Origin of the sequence: Microvirga arabica (genome assembly GCF_016811235.1) — a bacterium.
GTDB classification, from domain to species: Bacteria; Pseudomonadota; Alphaproteobacteria; order Rhizobiales; family Beijerinckiaceae; genus Microvirga; species Microvirga arabica.
On record NZ_JAFBID010000045.1, the window covers coordinates 21369 to 48331 of the forward strand.

General features: G+C 65.3%; 28 protein-coding genes. 13 read left to right on the forward strand and 15 right to left on the reverse strand.

Going from position 1 to position 26963, the window contains the following annotated elements:
* Window positions 1-105: 105 nt before the first annotated feature.
* Window positions 106-750, reverse strand: a complete 645-nt coding sequence (gene metW / locus JQC81_RS19940; protein ID WP_203273528.1) for a methionine biosynthesis protein MetW — start codon at window positions 748-750, stop codon at window positions 106-108.
* Entirely contained in the window at window positions 747-1916 is a 1170-nt protein-coding gene (metX, locus tag JQC81_RS19945; RefSeq protein ID WP_203273529.1) for a homoserine O-acetyltransferase MetX, read from the reverse strand. Before metX ends, metW begins: the two co-directional genes overlap by 4 nt.
* Before the next feature lie 582 nt (window positions 1917-2498).
* On the opposite strand from metX, the gene JQC81_RS19950 reads away from it, so the two are divergent.
* The 3 genes from JQC81_RS19950 to JQC81_RS19960 are packed head-to-tail and all read left to right on the forward strand — an operon-like array spanning window position 2499 to window position 5435.
* On the forward strand, window positions 2499-3338 hold the full coding sequence (locus tag JQC81_RS19950) for a chorismate mutase (protein WP_203273530.1): 840 nt from the start codon (window positions 2499-2501) through the stop codon (window positions 3336-3338).
* Window positions 3339-3391: 53 nt separating this feature from the next.
* On the forward strand, window positions 3392-4492 hold the full coding sequence (gene hisC / locus JQC81_RS19955; RefSeq protein WP_203273531.1) for a histidinol-phosphate transaminase: 1101 nt from the start codon (window positions 3392-3394) through the stop codon (window positions 4490-4492).
* Window positions 4485-5435 carry a prephenate/arogenate dehydrogenase family protein gene (locus tag JQC81_RS19960; RefSeq protein WP_203273532.1) on the forward strand — a complete coding sequence of 317 codons (951 nt, stop codon included), beginning with the start codon at window positions 4485-4487 and terminating at the stop codon, window positions 5433-5435. Before hisC ends, JQC81_RS19960 begins: the two co-directional genes overlap by 8 nt.
* Window positions 5436-5523: 88 nt before the next feature.
* Here JQC81_RS19960 and JQC81_RS19965 read toward each other — a convergent pair whose 3' ends face one another.
* Window positions 5524-6576 carry a DUF2125 domain-containing protein gene (locus tag JQC81_RS19965; protein ID WP_203273533.1) on the reverse strand — a complete coding sequence of 351 codons (1053 nt, stop codon included), beginning with the start codon at window positions 6574-6576 and terminating at the stop codon, window positions 5524-5526.
* Between the two features lie 72 nt (window positions 6577-6648).
* On the opposite strand from JQC81_RS19965, the gene JQC81_RS19970 reads away from it, so the two are divergent.
* Entirely contained in the window at window positions 6649-7185 is a 537-nt protein-coding gene (locus JQC81_RS19970; protein WP_203273534.1) for a gamma-glutamylcyclotransferase, read from the forward strand.
* Here the strand turns inward: JQC81_RS19970 and JQC81_RS19975 are convergent.
* The 5 genes from JQC81_RS19975 to ftsE form a co-directional block, all read right to left on the reverse strand.
* On the reverse strand, window positions 7173-7571 hold the full coding sequence (locus tag JQC81_RS19975; protein ID WP_246520545.1) for a hypothetical protein: 399 nt from the start codon (window positions 7569-7571) through the stop codon (window positions 7173-7175). The genes JQC81_RS19970 and JQC81_RS19975 overlap by 13 nt on opposite strands.
* A 241-nt stretch (window positions 7572-7812) precedes the next feature.
* Window positions 7813-8580 (reverse strand): lysophospholipid acyltransferase family protein, encoded by a 768-nt coding sequence (locus JQC81_RS19980; RefSeq protein WP_203273535.1) that lies wholly within the window; start codon window positions 8578-8580, stop codon window positions 7813-7815.
* Window positions 8581-8649: 69 nt separating this feature from the next.
* Window positions 8650-9390, reverse strand: coding sequence for a YdcF family protein (locus tag JQC81_RS19985; protein ID WP_246520546.1), 741 nt, complete (start codon window positions 9388-9390; stop codon window positions 8650-8652).
* Window positions 9391-9497: 107 nt separating this feature from the next.
* On the reverse strand, window positions 9498-10475 hold the full coding sequence (locus JQC81_RS19990; protein WP_203273537.1) for a cell division protein FtsX: 978 nt from the start codon (window positions 10473-10475) through the stop codon (window positions 9498-9500).
* A gap of 6 nt (window positions 10476-10481) precedes the next feature.
* Complete coding sequence (gene ftsE / locus JQC81_RS19995; protein WP_203273538.1) at window positions 10482-11192, reverse strand: cell division ATP-binding protein FtsE; 711 nt, start codon at window positions 11190-11192, stop codon at window positions 10482-10484.
* Window positions 11193-11553: 361 nt separating this feature from the next.
* Here ftsE and hpt point away from each other — a divergent pair, with 361 nt between their 5' ends.
* Window positions 11554-12126, forward strand: a complete 573-nt coding sequence (gene hpt, locus JQC81_RS20000; protein WP_203273539.1) for a hypoxanthine phosphoribosyltransferase — start codon at window positions 11554-11556, stop codon at window positions 12124-12126.
* Between the two features lie 53 nt (window positions 12127-12179).
* Here the strand turns inward: hpt and JQC81_RS20005 are convergent, their stop codons facing one another.
* Window positions 12180-12689 (reverse strand): TspO/MBR family protein, encoded by a 510-nt coding sequence (locus tag JQC81_RS20005; RefSeq protein ID WP_203273540.1) that lies wholly within the window; start codon window positions 12687-12689, stop codon window positions 12180-12182.
* A 72-nt stretch (window positions 12690-12761) separates the two neighbouring features.
* Between JQC81_RS20005 and JQC81_RS20010 the strand changes: the two genes are divergently transcribed.
* From JQC81_RS20010 to JQC81_RS20030, 5 genes are all read left to right on the forward strand, one after another.
* Entirely contained in the window at window positions 12762-13913 is a 1152-nt protein-coding gene (locus tag JQC81_RS20010; RefSeq protein ID WP_203273541.1) for a trans-sulfuration enzyme family protein, read from the forward strand.
* A 215-nt stretch (window positions 13914-14128) separates the two neighbouring features.
* Window positions 14129-16072, forward strand: a complete 1944-nt coding sequence (locus JQC81_RS20015; protein ID WP_203273542.1) for a bifunctional 2',3'-cyclic-nucleotide 2'-phosphodiesterase/3'-nucleotidase — start codon at window positions 14129-14131, stop codon at window positions 16070-16072.
* A 305-nt stretch (window positions 16073-16377) separates the two neighbouring features.
* Window positions 16378-17100, forward strand: coding sequence for a hypothetical protein (locus JQC81_RS20020; protein WP_203273543.1), 723 nt, complete (start codon window positions 16378-16380; stop codon window positions 17098-17100).
* 92 nt (window positions 17101-17192) lie between these two features.
* Window positions 17193-17417 carry a hypothetical protein gene (locus tag JQC81_RS20025; protein ID WP_203273544.1) on the forward strand — a complete coding sequence of 75 codons (225 nt, stop codon included), beginning with the start codon at window positions 17193-17195 and terminating at the stop codon, window positions 17415-17417.
* Between the two features lie 155 nt (window positions 17418-17572).
* Window positions 17573-17716 carry a hypothetical protein gene (locus JQC81_RS20030; RefSeq protein ID WP_203273545.1) on the forward strand — a complete coding sequence of 48 codons (144 nt, stop codon included), beginning with the start codon at window positions 17573-17575 and terminating at the stop codon, window positions 17714-17716.
* Between the two features lie 137 nt (window positions 17717-17853).
* Here the strand turns inward: JQC81_RS20030 and JQC81_RS20035 are convergent, their stop codons facing one another.
* Window positions 17854-18744, reverse strand: coding sequence for a YihY/virulence factor BrkB family protein (locus JQC81_RS20035; protein WP_203273546.1), 891 nt, complete (start codon window positions 18742-18744; stop codon window positions 17854-17856).
* Between the two features lie 386 nt (window positions 18745-19130).
* Between JQC81_RS20035 and JQC81_RS20040 the strand changes: the two genes are divergently transcribed.
* Window positions 19131-19997 carry a DMT family transporter gene (locus JQC81_RS20040; protein WP_203273547.1) on the forward strand — a complete coding sequence of 289 codons (867 nt, stop codon included), beginning with the start codon at window positions 19131-19133 and terminating at the stop codon, window positions 19995-19997.
* A 169-nt stretch (window positions 19998-20166) separates the two neighbouring features.
* On the opposite strand, the gene JQC81_RS20045 is transcribed toward JQC81_RS20040, so the two are convergent.
* The 5 genes from JQC81_RS20045 to JQC81_RS20065 all read right to left on the reverse strand — a co-directional run bounded on the left by JQC81_RS20045 (window position 20167) and on the right by JQC81_RS20065 (window position 24702).
* Window positions 20167-20331 (reverse strand): hypothetical protein, encoded by a 165-nt coding sequence (locus tag JQC81_RS20045; protein ID WP_203273548.1) that lies wholly within the window; start codon window positions 20329-20331, stop codon window positions 20167-20169.
* Between the two features lie 125 nt (window positions 20332-20456).
* The gene (locus JQC81_RS20050) at window positions 20457-21548 is read right to left on the reverse strand and encodes a TRAP transporter substrate-binding protein (RefSeq protein ID WP_203273549.1); all 1092 of its coding nucleotides are present in this window, start codon (window positions 21546-21548) and stop codon (window positions 20457-20459) included.
* 342 nt (window positions 21549-21890) lie between these two features.
* Entirely contained in the window at window positions 21891-22505 is a 615-nt protein-coding gene (locus JQC81_RS20055; protein ID WP_203273550.1) for a hypothetical protein, read from the reverse strand.
* 120 nt (window positions 22506-22625) lie between these two features.
* Window positions 22626-23351, reverse strand: a complete 726-nt coding sequence (locus JQC81_RS20060) for a DUF4142 domain-containing protein (protein WP_203273551.1) — start codon at window positions 23349-23351, stop codon at window positions 22626-22628.
* A 76-nt stretch (window positions 23352-23427) separates the two neighbouring features.
* On the reverse strand, window positions 23428-24702 hold the full coding sequence (locus JQC81_RS20065; protein WP_203273552.1) for a glycoside hydrolase family 1 protein: 1275 nt from the start codon (window positions 24700-24702) through the stop codon (window positions 23428-23430).
* Window positions 24703-24886: 184 nt separating this feature from the next.
* On the opposite strand from JQC81_RS20065, the gene JQC81_RS20070 reads away from it, so the two are divergent.
* Together JQC81_RS20070 and hpf are read left to right on the forward strand one after the other, a co-directional pair.
* Complete coding sequence (locus JQC81_RS20070; protein ID WP_203273553.1) at window positions 24887-26005, forward strand: S1C family serine protease; 1119 nt, start codon at window positions 24887-24889, stop codon at window positions 26003-26005.
* A gap of 100 nt (window positions 26006-26105) precedes the next feature.
* Window positions 26106-26546, forward strand: coding sequence for a ribosome hibernation-promoting factor, HPF/YfiA family (hpf, locus tag JQC81_RS20075; protein ID WP_203273554.1), 441 nt, complete (start codon window positions 26106-26108; stop codon window positions 26544-26546).
* Window positions 26547-26963 lie beyond the last annotated feature (417 nt).

Sequence of the window (26963 nt, forward strand, 5' to 3'; positions counted from 1 at the left end):
CAACGTCATCCCCGGACTTGTTCCGGGGATGCACGTCTTTGCAACGCTGCGGTTCTTAAGACGTGGATGGCCGGGACGAGCCCGGCCATGACGAGCGTTGGGTTTTTACCGCCGCTTCAACAAAAACACGCCCTGCTCGCCGAGCAGGTTCCACACCCACCAGGGCAGGGTGACGCGCATGGGCTGGCCGCCGGCGTTCAGCGCCACGGCTTTTTCCATCTGCGCCCCGACCTCCCGGCACAGCTCTACGAAGTCGCGGATGGTGCAGAAGTGGATGTTGGGGGTGTCGTACCAGGAATAGGGCAGGTTCTCGGTCATGGGCATCCTGCCCCGCAATCCGAGATCGACGCGCACGCGCCAATGGCCGAAATTGGGGAAGGACACGATGGCCCGGCGGCCGATGCGCAAGAGATGCTCCAGCACCACCTTGGGCTGGCGCGTAGCCTGGATCGTCTGCGACAGGATCACGTAATCGAAGGCATCGTCCGGGTAATCGGCGAGGTCCGTGTCGGCATCGCCCTGGATCACCGGCAGGCCCTTGGCGAGGCAGGCGTTCACGCCCTCGCGGGAAATCTCGATGCCGCGTCCGTCGACTTGCCTGCGGTCGCGCAGCAGGGAGAGAAGTGCTCCGTCGCCGCAGCCCACATCGAGCACGCGGGAGCCGGGCTCCACCATGTCGGCGACCAGCAGGAAGTCGAGGCGGTGGCCGCTTGCCGTGTCGGTGAGGGGCAGGGTCGTCGGCAGGCTCATGCAATCCCCTGAACCCGCGCGGCCGCGTCGATGAAGCCGCGGGCGGCTGCGAACATCTCCGGCTCCTCGAGCAAGAAGGCGTCGTGCCCCTTGTCGCTCTCCACCTCCACGAAGGCCACGGACGCGGCCGCCGCGTTAAGCGCGTGCACGATGGCGCGCGAGTCTGAAGTTGGAAACAGCCAGTCGGAGGTGAACGAAATCACGCAGAAGCGCGTCGGCGTGCCCTTGAAGGCCTTGGCCAGCGAGCCGCCATGCTCGGCCGCGATGTCGAAATAATCCATCGCCCGCGTCACGTAGAGATACGAATTGGCGTCGAACCGCTCCACGAAGGCAATGCCCTGGTAGCGCAGGTAGCTCTCGATCTGGAAATCGGCGTCGAAGGAGAAGGTGGGGGCGGCCCGGTCCTGGAAGTTGCGCCCGAACTTCCGGTGCAGGGCGACTTCGGACAGGTAGGTGATGTGCGCGCCCATGCGGGCGACCGCGAGGCCCTTGGAGGGCCGCGTGCCCTCGTTCAGGTAGCGTCCGCCGCGCCATTCGGGATCGGCCATCACGGCCTGGCGGCCGACCTCGTGGAAGGCGATGTTCTGGGCCGAGTGGCGGGCGGCAGTCGCGATGGGCAACGCGGCAAACACCCGGTCCGGGTAGGCCGCCGCCCATTGCAGCACCTGCATACCGCCCATGGAGCCGCCGACCACGCAGAACAGCTTCTCGATGCCGAGCCGGTCGATCAGCGCCGCCTGCGCGCGCACCATGTCGGGGATCGTAACGACCGGGAAATCGAGCGCGTAGGGCTGGCCTGTTGCCGGGTTGATCGAGGCTGGGCCCGTGGTGCCCATGCAGCCGCCGATCACGTTGGCGCAGATCACGAAAAACCGGTCGGTGTCCACCGGCCGGCCGGGACCGACCATGGTGAGCCACCAGCCTGGCTTGCCCGTGACGGGATTGTCGTTCGCCACGTGCTGGTCGCCGGTGAGCGCGTGGCAGATCAGCACCGCGTTGGATTTTTCGGCATTGAGCGTGCCGTAGGTTTGGTAGGCGATCTGCCAGGGCGCGAGCGCGATCCCGGCATCCATCATCAGGGGCTCGTCCGTGCCGAAGCGCATCACGAGGCTCGACGGATCGTCGACCTGGCTTCGCGGTTCGGAGACAAGGGGGGCAAAGGACATGCTTTTATATGGAAACGTTCGTTCTTCCGAACAACCGGTACTGCCCGACGCCTGCTGCGTCAACGCGCATGACGTGTCGATACGATGACCGGGTGTCATCCTGGGCGGCCGTGAGGCCGGGGAGGGGACCCAGTCACACCTTCAGCGCCATGGATTCCCTTCCCCTTCGCTGCGCTGCGGCCGGGAGTGAAACGGCCTATGTTCTCACTTTGTTCTTGACTGCTGGCCTAAGCTCAGCTATATGTGTGCTCATCCTCGCCCGACGAGGGGCGCGTCGCGAGGCGTCGCAGATGCGGGGCAGGGAGCGGTCCCGCCGCAGGCTTCGCACGCCTGTGATCGCGGGTGGCCGATCCTGGCTTGTTCCAGGTCCGCTGAAACAAACCGCGCATGACGAGCAGCTTGGCTCTCACCTTCCACACCACACATCGAGCCGGGCTGCCCTAAACGCCTCCCTCGACACCTTCAGGCTCGCAGCACCCGCTGCGGGCCCACAGGTGCTGGCTCAAACCCTTCGCGCAATCGGAGATGACAAGAAGGGCCAAAACCGTCAAAGAAGGGCCTCTCCTTGAGGATCTTAAGCCCATGTCCGCCGAGAAGCCTGCTCCGTCCCTCACCGAACTCCGTCAGGAGATCGACCGCATCGACGAGGCGATGCACCGGCTGCTCATGGAGCGCGGCACCATCATCGACCGGCTGATCGCCTCCAAGAAGGCCTCGAAGACAGGCATCGCGTCAGCCTTCCGCCCCGGCCGCGAGGCCTCGATGATGAAGGCGCTGGCCGAGCGCCACGAGGGCCTGCTGCCGCTCGACACGGTGGAGAGCATCTGGCGGGTGATCATCGGCACCTTCACCTATGTGCAGTCGAACTATTCCGTCCATGCCGACATCTCCGGGGGCGATGCGCCCATGCGCGACTCGGCCCGGTTCCATTTCGGCTTCACGGTGCCGTACGTCACGCATCCGAGCGCCGCAGCGGTGATCGAGGCGGTGGCCTCCTCGGGGGGCGATCTCGGCATCTTCCGCCTCGACCAGGGGGCGACGAGCGGGGCCTGGTGGCGCACGCTGGCCGACCGGGAGCGCCCGAAGGTCATTGCGCGCCTGCCCTTCATCGAGCGGCCCGACCATCCCGCCGGCACCCCGGTCTTCGTGATCTCCAAGCCCCTGGTGGATGCGGCCGTGCGCGACGTGGTGCTCTATGCCGCCCAGTTCGAGCGCTGGCACCGGGGGGCGAACGAAGCCCTGATCCGCCTCGGCGGCGAGGTGGTGGCGAGCGCTGCCGACGCCCACGGCCTGTCGGAGCTCATCGCCGTGCCCGGCACCGTCGAGCCCGCGCAGCTTCAGGAGACTCTGACGAAGGCGGGCGCGAGCCTCGCCCAGCTTGCTGAGGTCGGCAGCCATGCCGAACGTTTCCACGTGAAATGAACCCCGACCTGCGCTAGAGCCTGTTCCGCTTGATCGATCTTTAGGAAGTAAAAATGTCCGTTCGCCCCCAACCCCGTCCCGGCGTGATGCAGATCGACGCCTATGTGCCCGGCAAGAGCAAGGCCGCAGGGGTTGCGAAGATCCATAAGCTTTCCTCCAACGAGACGCCGCTCGGCCCCTCGCCCAAAGCCATGGAGGCGATCCGGACCTTCGACCATCTCGAGCTTTACCCGGACGGCGCCGCCACGAAGCTGCGCGAGGCGATTGCAGCCCGCTATGGGCTCGATCCGAACCGGATCGTCTGCGGCACGGGCTCCGACGAATTGCTGTCGCTCATCACGAACGCCTATGTGGGCCCGGGCGACGAGGGCATCTTCACGGAACACGGATTCCTGGTCTACCGCATCGCGATCCAGGCCGCCGGCGGCACGCCCGTGGTGGCGCCGGAGAAGGATCTGCGCACCGACGTGGACGCGATCCTGGCTAAGGTGACCGACCGGACCAAGATCGTGTTTCTCGCCAACCCCAACAACCCGACCGGCACCTACATTCCGTTCGACGAGGTCAAGCGCCTGCACGCGGGCCTGCCGCCCCATGTGCTGCTGGTGCTGGACGCGGCCTATGCGGAATACGTGCGCCGCAACGATTACGAGGCGGGCCTGGAACTCGTCGCCACGTCCGAGAACGTGGTGATGACCCGCACATTCTCGAAGATCTATGGACTGGCCAATCTTCGCCTCGGCTGGATGGTGGCGCCGGCCCACATCACTGACGCGATCAACCGCATTCGTGGCCCGTTCAACGTGAGCGGCCCAGCCATCGCCGCCGGCATCGCGGCGATTCAGGACGAGGCGCATATCGCAAAAGCCATCGAGCACAACGAGCGCTGGCTCGCCTGGCTCACCCGCGAGATCGAGGCGCTGGGTCTGACGGTAACGCCGAGCGTCGGCAATTTCCTGCTCGTCCATTTCCCGAAAGAAACGGGCCGCACGGCGAAGGAAGCAGACAGCTTCCTCTCATCGCGCGGTCTCATCCTGCGCCAGGTCGCGGCCTATGGGCTGCCTGATGCCCTGCGCCTGACCGTGGGCGACGAGGAGGCGAACGGCCTCGTCGTGGCGGCGTTGCGCGATTTTCTCGGTGAAAAACATGCCTGAGCGTCTCGGTCCTCCGCGTGACACGCCGCTCGTCGAGCGCGTCGCGCTCATCGGCCTCGGGCTGATCGGCTCATCGATTGCCCGCGCGTCGCGACATCTCAATCTCGCACGCAGTATCGTGGCGATTGATGCGAGCGAAGCAGTGGTGGCGCGGGTGCGCGAGCTCGGCATCGCCGACGAGGCCACCACCGACGTCTTGACCGGCGTGCGGGATGCGGATCTCGTGATCCTCTGCGTGCCGGTCGGCGTCTGCGGCAAGGTTGCGGAGGCGATGCGCTCAGGATTGAAGCCGGGTTGCATCGTGTCGGATGTGGGCTCGGTGAAAGCGTCCGTGGTTGCGCAGGTGCAGCCGCATCTGCCGGAGGGCGTGCATTTCGTGCCGGCCCATCCGGTGGCGGGCACGGAGCATTCGGGGCCCGACGCCGGCTTTTCGACGCTCTTCCATAATCGCTGGTGCATCCTCACGCCGCCCGAGGGCACGGACGAGGCGGCGGTCGCGCGCGTGCGCGCCTTCTGGGAGGCCATGGGCTCCAACGTGGAGGTCATGAGCGCGCAGCACCACGATCTGGTGCTCGCCATCACCAGCCACGTGCCGCATCTCATCGCCTACAACATCGTCGGCACGGCGGCGGATCTGGAGACGGTCACGCAGGGCGAGGTGATCAAGTTCTCGGCCGGCGGCTTTCGCGATTTCACCCGCATCGCGGCGTCCGACCCGACCATGTGGCGCGACGTGTTCCTGCACAACCGGGAGGCCGTGCTGGAAATGCTCGGCCGCCTCAACGAAGACATCGCGCTGCTCGCCCGCGCCATCCGCTGGGGCGAGGGCGACAAGCTCTTCGACCTCTTCACCCGCACCCGCGCCATCCGCCGCGGCATCATCTCGTCCGGCCAGGAAACACCCGAGCCGGATTTCGGCCGAAGACGCGAGGACAAGGCGTAAGCGACATTCGTTGGCGGGCGACATCTCCGCTGTCATTCCGGGGCCGCTGCGCGGCCCCGGAATGACAGCGGATGCGATCACTCTAACATCAATACAACGGCTGCAGCCTCACGTTGGGGATCACGAATGGCCCCATGGCCAGGAAGCCGTTCTCCAGGCGCAACGGCGGCAGGGAGGCGAGCTGCGGCTTGGCGTTCGGCTGAGCCGCATTCGAGCGCGGCCCCTGGCCCAGCAGCATGCCCAACAGATTGCCGCCGAGGCGTCCGCCGGTGAGATTTCCGAGGAGACCGTCGAGGCCGGCGGCCGCCACGTTGAGCTGGCCTGCGGGTCGGTGCTGCTCGTCGAGGCGCAGCTCGCCCTTGGTCTCGATCTGGCGCGCGCCCTTGGCGGCCGACAGCATCAGGATGTCGAGCTTGCCGCCGGCCTTGCGCCAGAGCTCCATCTCCTCCGCAATGGTGCCGCCCTTGAAGCCGTCCGCTTGTGTAATGGTGACGTCCGCGTTCAGGTTCGTCGCCTCCGCGCCGCCGATGAGCGCATCGAGCAGCGGAATGCGGGCTTCCGTGACGGAGGCCGCCACATCGCGCGCCTGATCGGCTCCACGTGACGGGTTGGGCCGGACATGCAGCTCCAGGCGCTTGCCTTCGCCCGACAGCTCGCCGGCCGGCAGACCGGTGACGGTGACCTTCGGTGCATTGGCCGCGACCGAGACGCGCTGCAATCCCGTTTGCGAGGCATTGATGCTGGCCTGCAGCAGATCCCAGCTGCCCTGCACCGTTACGGTTCCGTCCGTCACGCGCAAGGGGCCGGCCACCTCGGTGATGATGCGGCGGGGCTGGTACACTTGCGCCACGGCCTCGGTGCGCCCGAAGGAGGCGGTGACCGCACCGCGCTTGAAGTCGAGCGCATTGCAGATCACCTCGATACGGAACGGATAGCCGGCGATGCTGCGGTCGGCGCAGGACCATTCCCGCCCGGCTCTCGCCTCCGCGGCGATCCAGCCGTCGAGAGCCTCCGCCGTGCGGTTGCGGATCACGAACCAGGCGACGCTCCAGGCAATGGCCAGCAGAAGCAGCAGGACGAAGGGCGTGTAGAGCCAGAAGCGACTGCGGCGAACATTCCCCGTCGGGGCGGCCTGATCCATGCGCGATCTCCTGTTGTGTTGGCGCTTGGTAACTGGTAGCGCGCGAACCTGGCAAGGTTCGGGCGGGGTGACATGAACGACCTCACGGAGGATTTATGGGTGTTCGGCTATGGCTCGCTCATGTGGCGGCCGGGCTTTCCCTATCTCGAGCGCGTGCATGCCCATCTCTACGGCTATCACCGTTCGCTCTGCGTGTTCTCCCATGTCCATCGCGGAACCCCTGAGCATCCCGGCCTAGTGCTCGGCCTCGATCGCGGCGGGCGCTGCCATGGCGTGGCGTTCCGGGTCGCCCCGGAGGAGGCACAGGCCACGATCCAGTACCTGCGCGAGCGCGAGCAGGTCACCGCCGTTTATCTGGAGCGCCGCCTGCCGGTGCGGCTCGCCGATGGCCGCCGGGTCCGCGCCCTGGCCTACGTGGTCGACCGCTATCACGGGCAATATGCGGGGCGCCTGTCCTTCGAGGATGTGCTGAAGCACGTGCGGCAGGGGCAGGGCATTTCCGGGCGCAACCCGGATTACGTGCGCAATACCTACGAGCATCTCATCGGCATGAGCGTCACCGATCCGCTACTGCACAAGATTTTGGAAGCGCTGGATCAGGAAGCCTGAGTTTCGTCCTCGCGCAGATCCTCGAAGATCGCGCGGCGATCCTCGTCCGTCGCGGCAAGCCTGTGGATGTGCAGCTCGGTGGCGCCCAGTTCCTGGACCTTGGCGAGCCAGCGCATCCGGGTGTGCTCGGCCGGCTCGGAGGCGGCCATGGCAGCGTCAATCACCGTGCCGGTGCCGTCCCGGTCACGCCTGACGGCCAGGATCACGGCGTCGGTGACGTCGAGCAGTTCCTCTTCGTTCAGAGGATGGACGCCCACGATGTAGCGGCGGCCCGAACGGCCGCGCCAGGAACTTAAGGTGGAAGAGGAGCGAAGCCCTGCGGTCGCCCGTAGCCTTTCCTCGCGCACACCAGCCCTCCGCATTCGGTCGTTGCGGAGATCCCGCATGGCCGCGTTCCAGGATATGGTTCGTTTGTTCGCCATATGTTCTTATATGTAAGAACAGCCAGGTGAGTCGTCAAGATTGCTGAAAGCTTGGCAGGGCTTGGGTTTGCAGGTTTTTGCAGACAGTCGTGTCATCCCCGGCGAGCCGCAGGCAAGGGAAGGGGATACACGTTCAGGCGCGGCCCGATGGATTCCCTTCCCCTCCGCTGCGCTCCAGCCGGGAATGACACCAAGGATGTTGGTTTCACGCCTTCGACAGCGACGCCTCCGAGGCCGCGGCAGGACCGAGGCCGAGCTCCCGCCGGCCCTCCTCGTAGAGCCGGTTCGAAGCCGTCTCGATCTCCGCCTGAACCCGCTGGAAGAATTCGTCGCGCGGCAGGCCCGCTGGGATGGGGTCGAGCACCTCGATCCGCACGGTGCCGGGGCGGCGGATGAACTGGCGGCGTGGCCAGAACAGCCCAGCGTTCAGGGCAATGGGAATGCAGGGAAAGCCAAGATTCTGGTAGAGATGCGCCACCCCGTACTTGTAGGCTGGCGGTGCGCCCGGGGCCCGGCGGGTCCCTTCGGGGAAGATGATGATCTGGCGGCCGTGCTCGGCCTCCTCCTTCGCCCGCTGGGTCATCTGCACCAGAGCGACCGTGCCGGCCTTGCGGTTCACCGGCACGCACCCGGCCTTGGCCAGATACCAGCCGAAGACGGGAATCCACATCAGCTCCCGCTTCAGGATGTAGGTGGGATCGTCCAGGATCGTCACGATGGCGAAGGTTTCAAGGAACGACTGGTGCTTGGCCGCCACGAGCGCTCCGCCCGGCGGGATCTTCTCCCGGCCGGTGAACTCGACCCTGATTCCGGCGATGACCCGCAGCAGCCAGATCGACGTGCGGCCCCAGAGCTTGACCATCTGCATGAAGGTCCGGCGCGACACCAGGAGCCCCGGCAGGAGCAGGAACAGCCACAGGATCAGGTTGGCGTAGAAGGCGACGTTGAACAGCAGGGAGCGGAGGATCAGCATGGCGTCTTGAAAAGAAAAAGCGGGGCTCTTGCTCCGCGACGCCCACCATAGATGGTTTTCGCCAAGGGTCTAGCGCCAGAGGGGCTTGGCGATCTGCTGCTTCTTCACCGGGGAGCCGCCGCTGATGAGGTGGGCCACCGACGAGCGCTCCGGGTCGTCCTCGAGGTGGGTGCGCACCCAGACCGCCAGGAACTTCAGGTACTCGGTGAAGATCACCCGGGCCACCGCCGGATTGTGCCACCAGTCGTGCGGGTCGATGGTGGCGGCCACCGGGTAGGGGATCTTCTGCAGGTTCGGCAGGGCGTGGTCGAGCTCCGCCAGGGTGCGCGGCATATGGTAGTTCGAGGTCACCACGATGATGGTGTTGAAGCTGTTGGTCTCGGCCCAGCGCCGGGTTTCGATAGCGTTGCCGATGGTGTTGCGGGCCCGGTAGTCGAGATCCACGCAGCAATCGAACAGGCGCCGCTGGCCGGGATTGAGCCGGGCGATCTGGTCGCGGCTGGTGTTCTCGTTGACGCCTGAGATCAGGAGCCTCTTGGCGTAGCCCTTGTCCAGAAGGTCGATGGCATCGCCGATGCGCTGGGCGCCGCCGGTGAGGGCCACGATGCCGTCGGCCCGGGTCTCGGGGCGCTGCTCGAAACGGTCGAGGCTGTAGACGAAGGTGAGAAAACCCAGGAAGCCGGCAATGGCGGCGCATGTGGCGGCCCAGAAGCCCAAGCCCAGGATGCGTCGCGCCCACGACCGCCGTGCGGGAGCCTTAGGCGATTCCTGCATCGTCCAGCCCCATCCGACGGCTTCCGTGGTGTCCATAGCGCCCGGCACACTCCAACTTTGCGTTCGCGAGGTCATCCTGGACGAGGATAAGGGAGATTGCGGCAATGGAGAGGCGGCCCGACTTTTCCTGTTAATCCCCACCATCAACCATTTTCGTTAAGGAAGCGTCTCACGGTCAGGCGCGACACGATGCCCGTGATGACGGCCACGAAGAGCGCGATCAGTATCACGATCGCGTAGCCCCGCCAGCCGATGGTGAAGGCGCCGAACAGGGCCTCGATCTGGTCGCCCGTGGGGCTCGCCCGCCAGGAGCGGGTCACGAGGCCCAGGATCAGGGTCAGGACCATGGCGGCGCCGGCCCCTATGGCTGCCCCGCGCAGCCCCAGCCGGAAGAAGCGGCGCTGGAATTCCTTGGCGATGAAGTCGTCGTTGGCGCCCACGAAGTGGAGCACGTCCACCACCTCCCGGTTGCTCGCCATGGCACCCCGGGTGGCGAAGATGACGGCGAGCGCCGCCGCGACCAGCACCAGGCTCACCAGGAACACCCCGACGCCGATGATGGTGTTGGCCATGGTGGAGAGGCGCGAGACCCAGAGGGCGTGGTCGTCCAGCGTCGCCCCCGGAACATCCCGCTGCAGGGCTTGCCGCAAGGCGCTGAAATCCGGCTTCGCACCCTCGCGGATCTTGATCACGATCAGGCGCGGCACCGGCAGGTCGTTGAAGTCGAGGCCGGTGCCGAGCCAGGGCTCGAGCAGGCGCTCGGATTCCTCGCGTGTGAAGGCCTGGGCCACCTCGACCCCCGGCGCCTGCCGGGCCAGCGCCACCGCGCGCTCCACATCCTGGTCGATGGAGCGCTGGGCATTGGGGCGGATCTGGATGGTGACTTCCCGCGAGATCTCGGAGCGCCACTGGGCGGAGGAGGCCGCCACCAGTTCCGCGCCGCCGGCGCACAGGGCCGCCAGGAAGGTGAGGATCGCGATGACGGCGGCGAGCGCCTGGCCGCCGGCCGAGTCCACGGGCACGAGGGGGGCGTTCCGGCTCAACGAGGCAGGCAGGGAGCGCTTCTGCCCGTCCGGGGCCGCGGCGGCCTTCTTCAGGCGCGGTTGCGAGGGAGCGTTCATCTTAGCTCACTCGTCGATATGCAGCCGCCCGTCGCCGAGCACGAGGCGGCGCACGTCGAGCTGATCCATGAGGCTGAAATCGTGGGTGGCGATCACCACCGAGGTTCCGAGCCGGTTGAGTTCGATGAAGAGGCGCAGGAGGCGGCGGGCGAGGGACGGGTCCACGTTGCCGGTGGGCTCGTCGGCGAGCAGCAGGTCGGGGCGCACGATCAGCGCGCGGGCGATTGCCGCGCGCTGCTTCTCGCCGCCCGAGAGCACCGGCGGCAGCATGTGCATGCGGTCGCCGAGGCCCACCCAGCGCAGCAGCTCGACCACTTCCGCCCGGTAGCTCGCCTCCTCCTTGCCCTGCACGCGCAGGGGCAGGGCCACGTTCTCGTAAGTCGTCAGGTGGTCGAGCAGGCGGAAATCCTGGAACACCACGCCCATGCGGCGGCGCAAGGCGGTCAGCTCGTCCTTGGAGATCCGGGAGACGTCCTCCCCGAACATGGAGATCAGGCCGCGGGTCGGCTTCACCGAGAGCAGGATGAGGCGCAGCAGCGTCGTCTTGCCGGCACCCGAGGGGCCGGTGAGGAACTGGAAGGAATTGGGCTCGATGGAGAAGGTCAGGTCGCGCAGAACCTCGGGCCCCATGCCGTAGCGCACGCCCACATTCTCGAAATGCACGACCGGGGCCGCGTTCTCATCGTAGTGATAATCGTCGTGATCGAGCGCTTTCACACGTAGTCGAGCCATCCTTGAGGGAAAAAATTGGGCGATTCGCTTCCTTATCGCCCCGTCATGGTTAGCAAGCCATAAACTTGCAGGAGTGTAACGGGAAGCGAAGCCCTCGCGGGATAGTGCCGCAGGAGTGAACGGCGAAAATGCCCCGGTGTCATCCCCGGCGGTCCGCAGGACCGGGAAGGGGCTACAGTCGCACGCCGAGCGGTATGCCTTCCCTTCCCCTCCGCTGCGCTTCGGGCGGGAATGACAATGGGGTCATGGAATTGCTTAAAAACCACCAACTCCGTTTGACATCCCGGACCAAGCATGGTCGTGAAGGGGCGGCTTCGAGAGCCTCATATTTCTTTTCTGGACGATCATGATGAGCACTACCCACCGCATCCGGGTTCTTTTCGACGAGGACACCATCGCCAAGCGCAACGAGGCGCTGGCCCAGGAGATCGCGGCTGCAAAGCCCGAAAACCTGCTCGTGGTGGCGGTGCTCAAGGGCAGCTTCATGTTCGCCGCCGACCTGATCCGCGCCCTGCATCGGACCGGGCTTACCCCACAGGTCGAATTCGTGCACCTGTCGAGCTACCTGGACGGCACCGTCTCCACCGGCAACGTCACCATCCTGCGCGACATCGAGAGCGATGTGCGCGGGCGCGACGTTCTGCTCGTGGACGATATCCTCGAGTCCGGCCGCACCGTCACCTTCGCCAAGGACCTGATCATGGCCCGCGGCGCCAAGAGCGTGAAGACCGCCGTGCTTTTGGAAAAGCCCGGCAAGCGCGCCGTGCAGATCCACCCGGATTACGTTGGCTTCACCTGCCCGGACGTGTTCGTGATCGGCTACGGCATGGACGTGGCTCATTCCTACCGGCAGTTGCCTTTCGTCGGCGTACTCGATCATCACGACAAGGACCCGGATCTGTTCGACAAGCCGGAATAACGCGCTTTCTAACACACGCTCCTCAGGATGAGGCTTATGGCCGGTTTGTAAGGCTAGCCGTTGAGCCGCCAGATCGTGCCGTTGAGCAGGGTCGCATAGACCACCCAGGCGAGATACGGCACGAGCAGCCCGGCCGCCGTACGGTCGAGCCTCCAGAAGCTGCGGATCGTGGCGAGGATCGCCACGATCAGGGCCGCGATGACCACGAGGCCGGCGAGCGGGCTCCGGCCGCCGAAGAAGGCGAAGGACCACGCTCCGTTCAAGGTGAGCTGCACGAAGAACGTGATGATCGCAGCCCTGCGGCCGGGCCGGTTCTCGGGCAAGGAGAGAATGCGCCAGAGCGCATAAGCCATCATCGCGTAAAGAATCGTCCAGGCGACCGGGAAGGCCCAGTTCGGCAGGGTGAACGCCGGCTTCTGGAGGCCCGCATACCAGGTCGGGATGTTCGGCTGCGTGACGAGGCTTGCCGACACCGCCACCGCGACCACCGGCAACACGGCCACGAGAAAGCGCAAAAGCGGCGGCATTGCATGGCTGCCCGGCACAGTTTGGTCTGTATGCATTCCCCAAATCCCTTTAAAGACAGCGTGTCTGTTTCCAGTGACGCAACCTGTCACGCTCTCCGGAGGTTCCCCATGTCGTCATCGCGTTCCCCATGGTCGAAGCGCAGCCTGACTGCTCAGGCCATGGGCCATGTGGATCCGATCACCAAAGCGGTCGTGCCGCCGATCCATGTGGCGACCACCTATATCCGCGATGAGGACAATGCCTATTCCTCCGGCTTCGTCTATGGCCGGCCGGACAATGCCACCATCCGCGAGGCGGAAGAAGTGCTGGCGATGCTGGAGGAGGCCGAGGCCGGCGCGCTGCTGTTCTCCTCCGGCATGGCCGCCGCCACGGCCGTGTTCCAGGCCCTCGATCCGGGCGATCACATCGTTGCCTCCAAGGTCATGTACTGGGCCCTGCGCAACTGGCTGATGACGGAAGCCGTCCGCTGGGGCCTCAAGGTCGATTTCGTCGAGACCGACAACCTCGATGCCCTGCGCGAGGCGGTGAAGCCTGGCGCAACCAAGCTGGTCTGGATCGAGACGCCCTCGAACCCGCTCTGGACGATCACGGACATCACCGGCGCCGCCGAGATTGCGCACGCGGCCGGTGCGCGCCTTGCGGTCGATTCCACCACCGCCTCGCCGATCCACACCCGTCCGCTCAACCTCGGCGCCGATATCGTCATGCATGCGGCAACCAAAGTGTTGAATGGCCATTCCGACGTGGTGGCGGGTGCGCTCGCCGGCGCCAAGGCGGATGCGTTCTGGGCGCGTGTCGTCAATATCCGCAAGATGCAGGGCGCAATCCTCGGGCCGTTCGAGGCCTATCTCCTCATGCGGGGCATGCGCACGCTCCATGTGCGGACAGCTGCGCAGGCGAAAAGCGCCCTCGACCTCGCGCAGCGCTTCTCTAATCATCCGAAGGTGGCCCGCGTGCTCTATCCCGGCCTGCCGCAGCATCCCGGCCACGACATCGCCGCCCGGCAGATGGAGAACGGCTTCGGCTACATGCTGTCGATCCAGGTGAGCGAAGGCGAGGCCGCGGCAATCCGCACGGCCGCCCGGGTCGGTCTGTGGAAGCGAGCCACGTCGCTGGGCGGCGTCGAGAGCCTGATCGAGCACCGCGCTTCCATCGAAGGGCCGGGCACCCCATGCCCGCCGGACCTCCTGCGCCTGTCGACCGGCATTGAGGATGTCGAGGATCTCTACCGCGATCTCGATGAGGCTTTGCGGGGGTAACATTGGTCGTCATGCCCGCACTTGTTGCGGGTATCCACGTCTTTACAGCGCTAAAAACGTGGATGGCCGGGACGAGCCCGGCCATGACGGCTCGGTAACGGCCAGTGAATTTTGGCCTCTCCTTTGCCAGCTATATTGATTCTGTCACAAAACCTGTGCTTCTGTCGTGTAGAGGCGAATTTAGTTTCACTCCACAACAAGACCAAGGGAAGACCATGACCCAATCCATCACCCGCCGCCGCGTCCTGCAGACCGGCGTGGCCGCTGCCGCTCTCACCGGGATGTCCCCGGTCAGCTGGGCTGCCGGCCCGGTCGTGAAGCTCCGCATCCTGGAGACCACCGACCTTCACGTGAACGTCTTCCCTTACGATTACTACCGCGACGCCGCCGACGACACGGTGGGTCTCGCCCGCACCGCCACCCTGGTGAAGGGTGCCCGCGCGGAAGCCAAGAACACCATGCTGTTCGACAACGGCGACCTGATCCAGGGCTCGCCGCTCGGCGACTTCATCGCCTATCGCCGCGGCATGAAGAAGGGCGACGTGCATCCCATGGTCGCCGCCATGAACGAGCTGAACTACGATGCCGGCACGCTGGGCAACCACGAGTTCAACTACGGCCTCGAGTTCCTGCAGAACGCCGTGGGCACGGCCAAATTCCCGCTTGTCTGCGCCAACGTGCTGAAGGCCAACGGCGAGACCCTGCAGAAGCCCTGGATCGTGCTGGACCGCGAGTTCACCGATGAGGCCGGTGCCAAGCAAAAGATCAAGGTCGGCGTGATCGGCTTCGTGCCGCCGCAGATCGTGCAATGGGACAAGTCGCACCTCGACGGCAAGGCCACGACGATCGACATCGTGGACGCGGCCAACAAGCATGTGCCGGATCTCAAGAAGGCCGGCGCCGACATCGTCGTGGCGCTCTGCCATTCCGGCATCGCCGGCGGCGAGCGGAAAGGGGGCGAGGAGAATGCGGCCCTGCACCTCGCCAAGGTCGACGGCATCGACGTGATCCTCACCGGCCACCAGCACTTCACGTTCCCGGGCGGCAAGGAGTTCAACAACATCCCCGGCGTCGATGCGCAGAAGGGCACGCTGCACGGCAAGCCCGCTGTCATGGCCGGCTTCTGGGGCAGCCATCTCGGCCTCGTCGATCTCGAGCTGACCAAGGAAGGCAATGCCTGGAAGGTCGCGAACTTCCGCACCGAGGCGCGCCCGATCTACGACCGCGTCGACCGTAAAGTGGTGGCAAAGGTGGAATCCGATGCGGCCGTGATGGCAGCCGCCAAGGAAGGCCATGAGGCAACGCTGAAATACGTGCGCGAGCCCGTCGGCACCACGGCGGTGCCGATTCACTCCTACTTCTCGCTGGTGTCGGACGACGCCTCCGTGAAGCTCGTGACCGAGGCGCAGGCCTGGTACGTGGCCGATCAGCTGAAAGCGTCTGCCTTCAAGGACCTGCCGATCCTCTCCGCAGGCGCCCCCTTCAAGGCCGGCGGACGCGGCGGCCCGAACTACTTCACCGAGATCAAACCCGGCCCGCTCGCCATCAAGGACATGGCGGATATCTACATCTACCCGAACACGATCCGTGTGGTGAAGATCACCGGCGCGCAGGTGCGCGAGTGGCTCGAGCGCTCGGCCGGCATCTACAACCAGATTGATCCGGCCAAGGGCGGCGAGCAGGAACTCGTCAACCCGAAGTTCCCGGCCTACAACTTCGACGTCATCGCCGGCGTGCAGTACAAGATCGACCCGACGCAGCCCTCGCGCTACGACGACAACGGCAAGGTCGCGAACGCCAATGCCCGCCGCATCAAGGACCTGACCCATAACGGCAAGCCCGTCGCGGACGACCAGCAGTTCCTCGTGGTGACGAATAACTACCGCGCGGGCGGCGGCGGCAACTTCCCGGGCGCCGACGGCAGCACCATCGTGTTCGAGGCTCCGGACCTCACCCGCGACGCCATCATGCGCTTCATCATCGAGAAGAAGGAAGTGGCTCCGAAGGCGGACGGCTCCTGGTCGCTCGCGGTTCCTGCCGGCGTCACCATGACCTTCATCACCGGCCCGAACGCCGCCAACTACCAGCCGGCCGGCATCAAGGTCGAGAAGATGGGCGACGCGCCGGAAGGCTTCGTGAAGTACAAGATCGTGAGCTGACCCTCACGGCATGGCGAGAAGATGCGGCCGGGCTCATGCCCGGCCGTTTTCGTTGAGATGCCCAGGCGAGGAGAACCCTGAATCAAGACCGTGCGTCATTTCAGTCATCCGCGAGAAGATCGGTGCCATGCCGCGTCATGTCTCTGATTTGCTGAGTGAAATGACAGGCATTCCAGCTGCTCGTCCTGGCTACAGCCATAGCTGCCCGCTCGGCTTTGCAGATCGTTAACCAAGAATTAACCAGGAGCTCTTCGAATGGAGGCGAGATTGCATCCTCCATCAAGATTTTATTCTGGTTTATTTCAATGGTTCTTCTTTGCCGGCTTGGGGCCGTTCTGGCCTTTCTTATGCTGGGCTCTGCTGCGACGTGGGCCGAAGATGACGAAATCTGGAACAGGGATCTGACGCCGGCATGGCTGGACGGCAATGTCGCCGCGGCACGCCTCGGCCGACAATCGCAAGCCTCCTATGATCTGAACCGTACCCAGGTGTGGGCGAACGGCATGACCAGGAGCCCTGCGCAAAGCTTCCGGCCCGGCGCGACCGGCCACTCGCTCGGGGCCAAGCTGCAGCCTCTGCACGACTACAACTTCCTCGTCGGAACCGAGCTGATCCGCGGCGGCGGGTATCGGGGGCCGCTGCACTCGAAAGCCACATGGGAGGCCTTCGTGACGCGCGACTGGGAGAGCCTGGGCGGCGTCACCTTCGGATTGTCGACGGCCGGCCTCGTGGACGTGACGAGCCACGGCTATGCGCAATCCGTCAGCGGCACCATGGGAATCCCTCTCGATTTGCCGCTCCAGTCCTGGAACTCGCAGCTGCGGTTTGCGCCAAGCATCAGCGTCGATGCGGCAAACGGGGATTTCAGCACCGGCCTGTTGTCGGAGGTGACGAGCCAGGCGCTGCTCAGCGCTCCCTCGGATCGCTACAAATCCGTGCTCAACGTGTCGCTCGGCTACGGCCTTGCCCCGCGCACGCAGCCCGTGGCTTCGGCGCGGCTGGAGCTGAGGATCACGCCCAATCTCTGACGGGAACGCGCGACGGCTCACGACCGCGAGAGGCCCTGAACCTGTCACGCTTTCAACCGTTGGGTTCTCGATCCTCATGACCGGAGAGCCCCGTGGGACAGATCACCTTCGATGGACTCGGGCCCTATGATCTGCCCGATGCCACCCATGCCGATGCGCAGAAGGACGGCGACGGCTTCATGCTCTCGTTCCGCATGTGGAAATCGGAGAAGGAGTGGACCCTGGTGCGCATCCATGTCAGCGCCGAAGCGGCCGACAAGCTCGTGCGCCAGATCTGGGATGAGAGCGTGAGAACGGACGGCTCGACGATCATCTGACCTTGATGCCGTCGCAAAGATCATGGGTTTGGACCACACTTACAAATGACGCATTGGCCCTGTACGGTCCGCTCATCAGCGATTCCTTAGTCGGTCGCTGCCCTTTTTGGGCGCATGATGCGTCCCGAAGCTGTCCAGGCTTTGGAGCATGAGCCATGCCCGTCGATCTCCCACCGCAGAAGAAGCTTGCCCAGACCGTTCCGGCCTCCTGGAACCTGGTGTTCGACCGCTCTCTGAACTGGCTCGCCGTGGTGGTCGGTCTCGGACTCTGCCTCTGGATAGGCACCCTCGGTAGCTGAAGGGAACCCTGCTCTTGGATCCGGACCGCGACAGCCGATATCCCTGGCTCAGCCTCATCGGCATTGCCGCCATCGGCCTGTTCGGGCTCGTCCTGATGGCGATCCTGACACCCTGAAGGCTTCACCGGGTTGCCCGGTCACGGCAGCGCGATCAGGTCGTTCATGTGCTGCGGCTTCGGCTCCTTGCCGAGGCGTCGGCGCTTGGCCAGGATGATGGTGCCGTTGAGTTCCCCGCCGAACAGGAAGATGGCTGAGAGCGTATAGAGGAAGATCAGCGCCACCATGGCGGTGGCCAGCCCCCCATAGGTGGAGGCATAGGCCCCCGGATAGAACTCCAGATACCAGCTGAAGGCGAAGCCGCCGAGAAGCCACAGCGCCAGCGTCACGCCCACGCCCGGCAGCACCGCGCGGAAGCTGCGCCGTCCCGATGGGACGAGCTTGTAGGCCAGCAGCAGGCCCGCCACGATGACCACCGTCGCCACGCCGATCCGCAGGAACGCGATGAGCCCGTCGAAGGGCTGCAGCGCCGGCACCCAGGCGAGCACGAACCGCCAGAGGAACGGACCGAGCACCACGAGCAGGGCCAGCGCCAGCAGCATGAGGGCACCGGCGATCACGAAGGCGATGGATTCGAGCCGCGTCAGCCACCAGGCGCGGGTCTCGCGCACCCCATAGGCGCGGTTGAGCCCGACCCGCAGGCTCTCCACGCCGCTCGAGGCGAAATAGAGGGCGAGCACGAGGCCTAGGGTCACCACGTCGCTGCGCTTGACCGAGAGGATGGTGTGCACCTCGCCGGCAATGGGGCCGGCGATCTCCCGCGGCCAGGCCTCCAGGATGATGTCCGCCACCTCGTCGGCCAGGGTCCCGGTGCCGAACAGGCTCGCCAGCGCCGTGACCAGGATGAGGAACGGGAACATCGAGGTCAGCACCGACAGGGCGATATGGCTCGCAATCGCCCAGGCGTCGTGCAGGACGAAGCGCGTGGACGCGATGGCGACGAGTTCAAGCCAGAGGCGAAGGCGGTTCAACAGCGGGGTCTCCAGGAGGCTGGAGATGGTGCGGCAGGGGGGTGAGGGCAAGGAAACAACGATTGGGGGAAGAGTCGAGTTTTGCTGCGGGCAGTGGAAAAGGGGTGACTCGCAACCAGCCCTCTCCCCCTTGTGGGGGAGAGTTGGAGAGGGGGGTCGCCACGGGTCGATCAGATGCTCCGATGACGCCAGCCCCCTTCCGGCCGCTGCCGCGGCCACCCTCCCCACAAGGAGGGAGGGGATACGGGCGTCATTCCTCATCAACGATCAGCAGCTTATGAAACCGGCTCAGAGATCGACATCGGGATGACGCTCCGCGCATCGACAAACACTGACACTCGGGCCTACAAGGCCATTCCTCTTGTGATTTCCGTTCCCGTCCTGTCATGAGCCCAACCCTCTTCGCCCGCCTCGCGCCGCCGCTGTTCGTGCTCATCTGGGCGACCGGCTTCGTCGTGGCGCGCCTCGTGGCGCCCTATGCCGAGCCGCTGACGTTCCTGTTCGTGCGCTACGTGCTCGCCACCCTGGTGCTGGCCGGGATCGTCGTGGTGGCGCGGGTCTCATGGCCGCGCCGGTGGAGCGACTGGCGCAACAGCATGATCGCCGGGGTGCTCCTGCACGGGCTCTATCTCGGCGGCGTGTTCTGGTCGGTCAAGCACGGGCTCCCCGCTGGCATCTCCGCCCTTGTGGCCGGTCTCCAGCCGCTGGCCACGGGCCTTCTCGCCGGGCCGCTCCTGGGCGAGCGGGTGTCGCCGCGCCGCTGGGCCGGGATCGGCATCGGCTTCATGGGCGCCGCCCTCGTGGTGGCGCCGAAGCTCGGCGACGGCGGCGTGCCGCCGCTGGCGCTCTTCATCTGTGTGCTCGGCATGCTCTCCATCACCTTCGGGACGATCTGGCAGAAACGCACCAGCAGCAATCTCGACCTGCGGGTCAACGCCACTATCCAGTATATCGGGGCCGCCATCGTCACCCTGCCGCTGATGCTGCTGCTGGAAGAGGGGCACATGGAACTCACGCTTCCACTCCTCGGCGCGCTCGCCTGGGCGGTGTTCGGCCTCTCCATCGGGGCCATCGGCCTGCTGCTGTTCCTGATTCGTCAGGGCGCCGTGGTGGGCGTCGCGACGCTGCTTTATCTCGTGCCGCCGGTTGCGGCCCTCATGGCCTTCGCGCTCTTCGGCGAGACCCTGAGCCTGATCCAGCTCGCCGGCATGGCCCTCGCGGCGTTGGGCGTCGCGGTGGCAAGCCGGAACTGAAACGGACGAAAGCGCCGGAACTCACGAAGAAAACCTCATCCTGAGGAGGTCGCGTGAGCGACCGTCTCGAAGGATGGTCCAGTGCTCTCTGGAAGCTCCTTCGAGACGCAGACTGCGTCTGCTCCTCAGGATCAGGTGAGAGGTTGGAAAAACGGTCCGTGAAATCGGATTACTTCGTGATCTTCACGGAAACCGGATCGCTGGCGGGAAAGGTCTCTTCCACGCCCTCGTCGAGAAGCTCCTCCTGATGCTTCTTGGTGTTCTCGGACTGCTTGTCGTCCTGAGCGTTGTTCTTGTCCTGAGATGTCTCGTCAGGGCGGTTCTTGTCCGTCATGGCCTGCCTCCTTTGCGGGATTGCTCGTCTTGTCAGGGGGACAACGCAAGGCGCCAAGCTTCGATCCGCTTTGACCGTCAATTGAAAACGGCGCCTTTCGGCGCCGTTTCTGAAGTGCAGGAGGCTCAGCGCGGCTGGCCCTGCTGCTGGTTGACGAAGTAGTCGAAGGGCAGCTCTGCGATGCGGAACCAGGTGAGCTCCTTCTCGCGGAAGGCGCTCCAGGAATCGAACACCTTCTTGAACTTGGCGTTGGAAGCGGCGATCTCGCCATAGAGCTTGTAGGCTTCCTTGTAGCTCTGCTCCATCACGTCGCGCGGGAAGGGACGCAGCTGCACGCCCTGGCCGACGAGGCGGCGGATCGCGTCGGCGTTCTGCGCGTCATATTTGGCCACGCACATGGCGTTGGCTTCGGCACAGGCCGCTTCAAGGATCGCCTTGTAGTTGGCGGGCAGCTCGTTCCACTTGTTCATGTTCACGTAGAGCGAGGGCTGCGCGCCGCCTTCCCAGAAGCCCGGGTAGTAGTAGTACTGGGCCACCTTCACGAAGCCGAGCTTCTCGTCGTCATGCGGGCCGGAGAACTCCACCGCGTCGAGGGTGCCGCGCTCCAGCGCCGGATAGATGTCGCCGGCGGCAAGCACCTGGGGCACCACGCCGAGCTTCTGCATGATCTGGCCGCCCATGCCGGCGATGCGCATCTTCAGACCTTGGAGATCCTGGATGGACTTGATCTCCTTGCGGAACCAGCCGCCCATCTGAGCGCCGGTCTGACCGGCCGGAATCGGATAGACGTTGTAGTCCTTCATGAACTCGCGCACGAGGTCGAGGCCGCCGCCGTAATGCATCCAGGCATTGTGCTGGCGCACGTTCATGCCCCATGGCACAGACGTCTCGAACATGAAGGTCGGGTCCTTGCCGATGAAGAAGCTCGACAGGGTATAGGAGCATTCCACCGTGCCGTTCTGGGTAGCGTCGAGGGTCTGGAGCGCGCCGACGATCTCGCCCGCGGCGAAGGGCTGGATCTGGAACTTGTTGTCCGTGGCGGCGGCCACGCGCTTGGAGATCATCTCGCCGGCGCCGAACAGGGTGTCGAGGCTCTTCGGATAGGCGGACGCCATGCGCCAGCGGACCTCCGGCTGCGCCTGCGCGATGGCCGGGGACGCAACCGCGCCTGCGGCGGCTGCCAGGCCTGCGCCTTTGAGAACTTTTCTTCTGTCCATGAGCGTTTCCTCAACCGTTTTATGTCGTCACTGCCGGTTCGGCTGAACAATCCATAAAGCGGGAGGCACGGGGCTGTCACTCCATCTTCCGTAGAGACAGCTATGCAGTGGGGTCATTGGGGCGCCGGACCTTCAACCCTGTCATCCCCGCGAAGGTGGGGATCCATAACCACGACAGTCGGAGGAAAAGGCGCAGCCGATCCCACTGCAGGAATTCTGCACCGTCAGCGTTTATAGATCCCGGGCTCCGCTAAGCGGCCCCGGGATGACAGTGCTAGGCTAAGTTCAGGCGATCCCGGATCGGCTTTCGCCGCCCGGGATGAGCCATAGGCAGGTTTGGGCTTACCGCTCCTCGCTGCCGCCCTTAGAGAGCGGGCGGTCCACCTGACCTTCGGCGGCGCGGCCGGAGCGCTTCGGGGGCTTCTCGTCGCCGGTGGAGGAGGTCGACTTGCCGCCGGACTGGCTGGCCGTGGGATGGCCGCGCACCAGGGTACCCTTGGGCACGTCCACCGCGTTGCCGGGCGCCGGCACGCGAGCCCGGGAGGCCGCGCCGCCGCTCATGCCCGTGGGGCCCATTGGGCCTTCGGTCTGAGCGGCGCGGGGCGCCGGGCTCTTGGTCGCGGTGGTGTTGACGCCCTCGGCGATCTCCTCGTTCGACATCTGGAAGCCGGCCTCGTCGTCTTCTTCCTCCGGCACCTCCTTGAAGGAATGGAGGCCAGCCTTGGAGCCGCTCTTCACGCGGTTGTCGTCCACGTGGCCGATGTCGAGGTCGGGGTCGAGCTTCTTCGAGGCGCCCATCACGCCGGTGGCCTTGGCGGCCGCGCGCTTGGTGTTGCCGACGTCGTTGCGCTGGGTCGGGCCTGCGACGAAGTCGTCGCCGGCCTCTTCCTGCGTGACCTCGTTGAGCACCTCATCGACGGGCGGCTCGGGAGGGCGGCCTCGTTTGTCTTGCGCCATGGATTATTCCTCTTCTTGGGTTTCAGCAGGCTAGAAGTCTCGCAGAGCCAACGTCCTGTTCATGACGGCTGTTCCGGCCCTGCGACAGTGAAACGGCAGGGCCGGACAATGCTGGCGCCGCTATTGTCCAAGCTCCTTCTGGATGTCCTGCAGCATGGTCAGATGCTCCTGAATCTGGCCGCGGGCGAGCTTGGCCACGTTCGTGGTCTCGCGGTTGCCGGAGCCCTGCTTGAGGTAGTCATCCTGCAGCTTCAGCAATTCCTGGTGCCCCTGGATCTGCAGGGCCACATAATCCTTGTCGAAGGCAGCACCTCCCGCGGCTTTCGACAGGCGCTCCATCGCCTGCGCGTCCTTCGGGGGCAGCTCGGGCGCGGTCGAGGCCGCAGCCTGGGCGCCGCGGGTGGTGGACGCGGTGGCGTTCGGATCGGCGAAGGAATGCATGATCTCGGTGAGCAGGTTCTGCTCGCCCACCTCGAATTCCGCGAACTGCTTCACGCGCGGATTCTGCGCCTTGGTGAGGGCGAAGTTCGATTGCTGCAGCGATACGGTGCTCAGCGCCAGCGCCTGCTGAATGTACTGCCGGTCGGCCTGCGACTGCTCCTGGCCCATAGCGGCCGGCGCGCTGTTGGCCTGACCCTGGCGGGCAGGGGTCTGCGTATCCTGCGGCGCGCCGCCCTGTTGTGTGCGCTGCTGGCGCTGCTGCGCATTCTGCCCGAGGGCCGGATTGGTCTGCGTCTCCGCAGGCTGGGGCGTGGTCGCCTGGGGAATGGCCTGGTTCTGCTGCTGGGCGAAGGCGGGAATGGCAATGGCGGCCATGAGGCCGGCGATCACGAGACGGCGTGACATCAAGAACTCTCCTGCAAAGGGACTGTGGAAGCGAACGTTTGCGTGAAAGTTTGGTTCAGGTCTGTAGGGAGTGGCGTCAGTGCCAGTCCTTGTCCGAACTCATCTGCATTGCGTCGGCCGCGTGCTTGATGTCGTCCAGATTGACGGGGTCGCTGAACGGATCGTCGTCGAGCTCCGTCACCCGGTTCAGCCGCTTCTGCCAGCGCCGCAACTCGTCGATATAGGGCCCGTACGGCACGCGCTTGAGGCGCCCGTTCTCCTCCACCAGATCGCAGAGGCCGTTGTGCAGCCACTCCCCGGTGTGCCAGTCGGGCATGTCGACGGCGGGAAACAGGCACACCCCGTGCAGGTCGATGCCCTTGCGCACGGCAGCCAGCGATTCCTCGACGATGTCGCGCAGCCAGTCGGGCCGGCCTTCGCGCAGGCCGCTGGTCTCGCCCACAATCATCGGGCGGCGGTAGCGCTCCCACGCGAAGGTGAGCAGATCGCCAAGTGGGCGGATGCGCTCGTCATGCGGCTCCAGCGAAGCGTGCGGGCCGTTCTCGCGGTATTCCATCTGGCCAAACGAGTAGGCGTTCACTCCGACGATATCGAGCACCTCCGGCGAGCCGCCAAGCTCCGGGTGGCGCCGTCCGGCGATCACGTCCCAGGCGTAAAACGTGTCCGTAAAGGTTTCGTGCTCCGCCTCGTCCTTGAGGTCGGGCCGGTCGCGCGGCGCGACCACGAGAATGAGCGGATCGATGTGGACCATGCGCGCCTCGGGGTCGACTTCGCGGATCGCCTTCACGGCCGCGATATCAGCCCGGCACAGGGCGAGGCGCAGGCGCTGGCGGTCCTCGTCGGACTTGCGGAACGGCGCGGTCCAGCCCCATTCCCCACCCATAAAGGCGAAGAAGGTGATCTCGTTGATCGGTGTGAAGAAATGCGGGCCGCGGATGCGCGGCGTCACGTATTCCGCCGCTGCCTTGGCATAAGCTGCGAAACGCTCGGTGAAGTCAGACGCAAAAGGATCGGCATCGTCGGGATAGCCGTAATGGCACAGGTCCCAGATCGGCAGGATCTGGTGGCGGTTCATGGCTGCGATGAACGGATCGAGCTCCGAGAAGTCGTAAGTGCCGCCTTTATCGACGAAGGGCCACGGAATGCCCTGGCGCGCCACCGCGATGCCGAGCGAACGCAGGAAAGCGTAATCCTCGTCCACATGCTCGCGATGCTGGGTCTCGGCCACGAGGTCCCGGCGGCCTTGATCCTTCCAGATGAAGGTGGAGCACTCGAACCCCGACAGGAAGAAGGTGGGGAAGATGCCAGCATGAACAGCCGGGCGGCTCCCTGACGGTGACGGATCATGCAAGGCAGCATTCCTCCCGGTCCAAGCAGATGGGTTGAGTGCTTGCCTTATCATCAGACAAGCTCAACCTCAGCAGGGACAAGCGGATCGCGCTCGCGGGGTTCCTCCGACGGGTCGCAGCGATGTGAGATGAACTTCGTTCAAGCGTGTCCGTTGTGAGAGGGATTGAACAGGCACAGGAGGCACAATGCAGGACCGGACGACGCGAATCATCATGCTGGTCGTGGCGGTGCTGCTCGCGATCCTGGTGCTGCAACCTTACGTGAACACCTACTTCACGTCCGCCCGGGAGCCGCGACCCGTCGCGGCACGAGGCGATCTGGCGGAGTTCGAACGCACGACGATCCGGGTGTTCGAGACCGTAGCGCCCTCCGTGGTGCAGGTGGTGAGCCTGTCCGGGCGCCGGGCAGGGCAGGGACGCACGACCGAGGCTGAGCAGTCAGGCTCGGGAACCGGCTTCGTTTGGGATGCAGCCGGTCATATCGTGACGAACGACCACGTGGTGGAGAGCGGATCGTCCTTCGCCGTGCGTCTGGCTTCCGGCGAGGTGCGGCCGGCCGAGGTGGTCGGCCGCGCGCCGAACTATGACCTCGCGGTCCTGCGTCTCCAGCGTCAGGGCGCCCTGCCGGCGCCCCTCAACGTGGGAAGCTCCGCCGACCTGAAGGTGGGGCAGACGGCTTATGCCATCGGCAATCCGTTCGGCCTCGACCAGTCGCTCACCACAGGCGTCGTCAGCGCGCTCAAGCGCCGCCTGCCCACCAGCGGCGGGCGCGAAGTCGCCGACGTGATCCAGACGGATGCGGCGATCAACCCGGGCAATTCCGGCGGCCCACTGCTCGATTCCGCCGGGCGGCTGATCGGCGTGAACACGGCCATCTATTCGCCCTCCGGCACCAGCGCGGGCATCGGCTTCGCCATTCCCGTCGACGTGGTGAACCGTGTGGTGCCGGAACTCATCCGCACCGGCCGCGTGCCGACGCCGGGGATCGGCATCCTCGCCGGCGACGAGACGCTTGCCGCTCAGCTTGGCGTGACCGGCGTGGTCGTGGCGGACGTGGTGCCGGGCTCGCCGGCCGACCGGGCTGGGCTTCGCGGCGTGGATCCGCGCGCCGGCGTCGTCGGCGATGTGATCGTGGGCATCGAGGATGAGCCGGTGCGCCGGCTGTCGGACCTGACGGACAGGCTCGAACGGGTCGGCGTGGGCAACACGGTCAGGCTTCAGATCGTGCGCAACAACCGGTCCGAGACCATCGAGGTCACTGTCATCGATGTGGAGCAGCAGGGGCCACGGTCGCGCAGACCCTGAACGACGTACAACCTTGGCAGGACAGGTTTTGTTTCATGGAAGGCGAAACCTTCTTGCAGCCGCGCCGTTAGCCATCGAACCTTCACCCAAGGAGGAGCGAATGGATCTCGAAGGCGCCGACAACAACATCCTGGTGCAAAGCTCGACTGTCGATCTGGGCGAAAACTTCCCCGAATATGCCAAAACGAACATCCGTCAGGTCGCCGGAAAATATTTCGGGCGGTTGAGCACGGCGTCCGTGCACGTCACCCGCGAGGGCATCACCTATCGCTGCACGGTCAACATGCAGATGGGCGCCCTCAAGATGATGAGCGGCGAGGCCAAGGACAAGGATCTCTACACCGCCTTCCGGGCCGCCCTGCAGAAGACCGCCAAGCAGCTCCGCCGCATGAAGCGCGAACTGCGCGAGGACAAGGGCGAGCGCACCGACAAGGATAGGCTCCTGCGCGAAGGCGCCCGATCCCCCGCTCCGGACCGCGACATCGACGATGCCGGCCTGCCGATAAGCGACGAAGACGATTTCCGCGTCGCTGCGGAGTAATCTGAGACAACATCATGCTCGATGTCATCCCCAGGCTTGGCCCGGGGATCCACGTCTTTTACCGCCGTTGAAGACGTGGATGGCCGCAACAAGTGCGGCCATGACGGTGCAGGTGTCATCCCCGGCGAGCGGAGCGAGGGAAGGGGATCCACGATCAAGCGCGGAACTATGGATTCCCTTCCCCTCCGCTGCGCTCTGGCCGGGAATGACACTGTGTGCTGAAACAAAAAGGCCGGGCGAACTCCCGGCCTTTATCGCTATTGCGCTCGTGTCTTAATTCAACCGCACGCCCTGCGGCGGGCGCTCCGTGCCGCTCACCGTCACGTCGCCGATCATCAGGCCCATGGGGCCCGCATGCACCGGCACGGTCTCGCCGTCCTTGATCTCACCGGAGAGGATGAGCTCCGCCAGCGGATC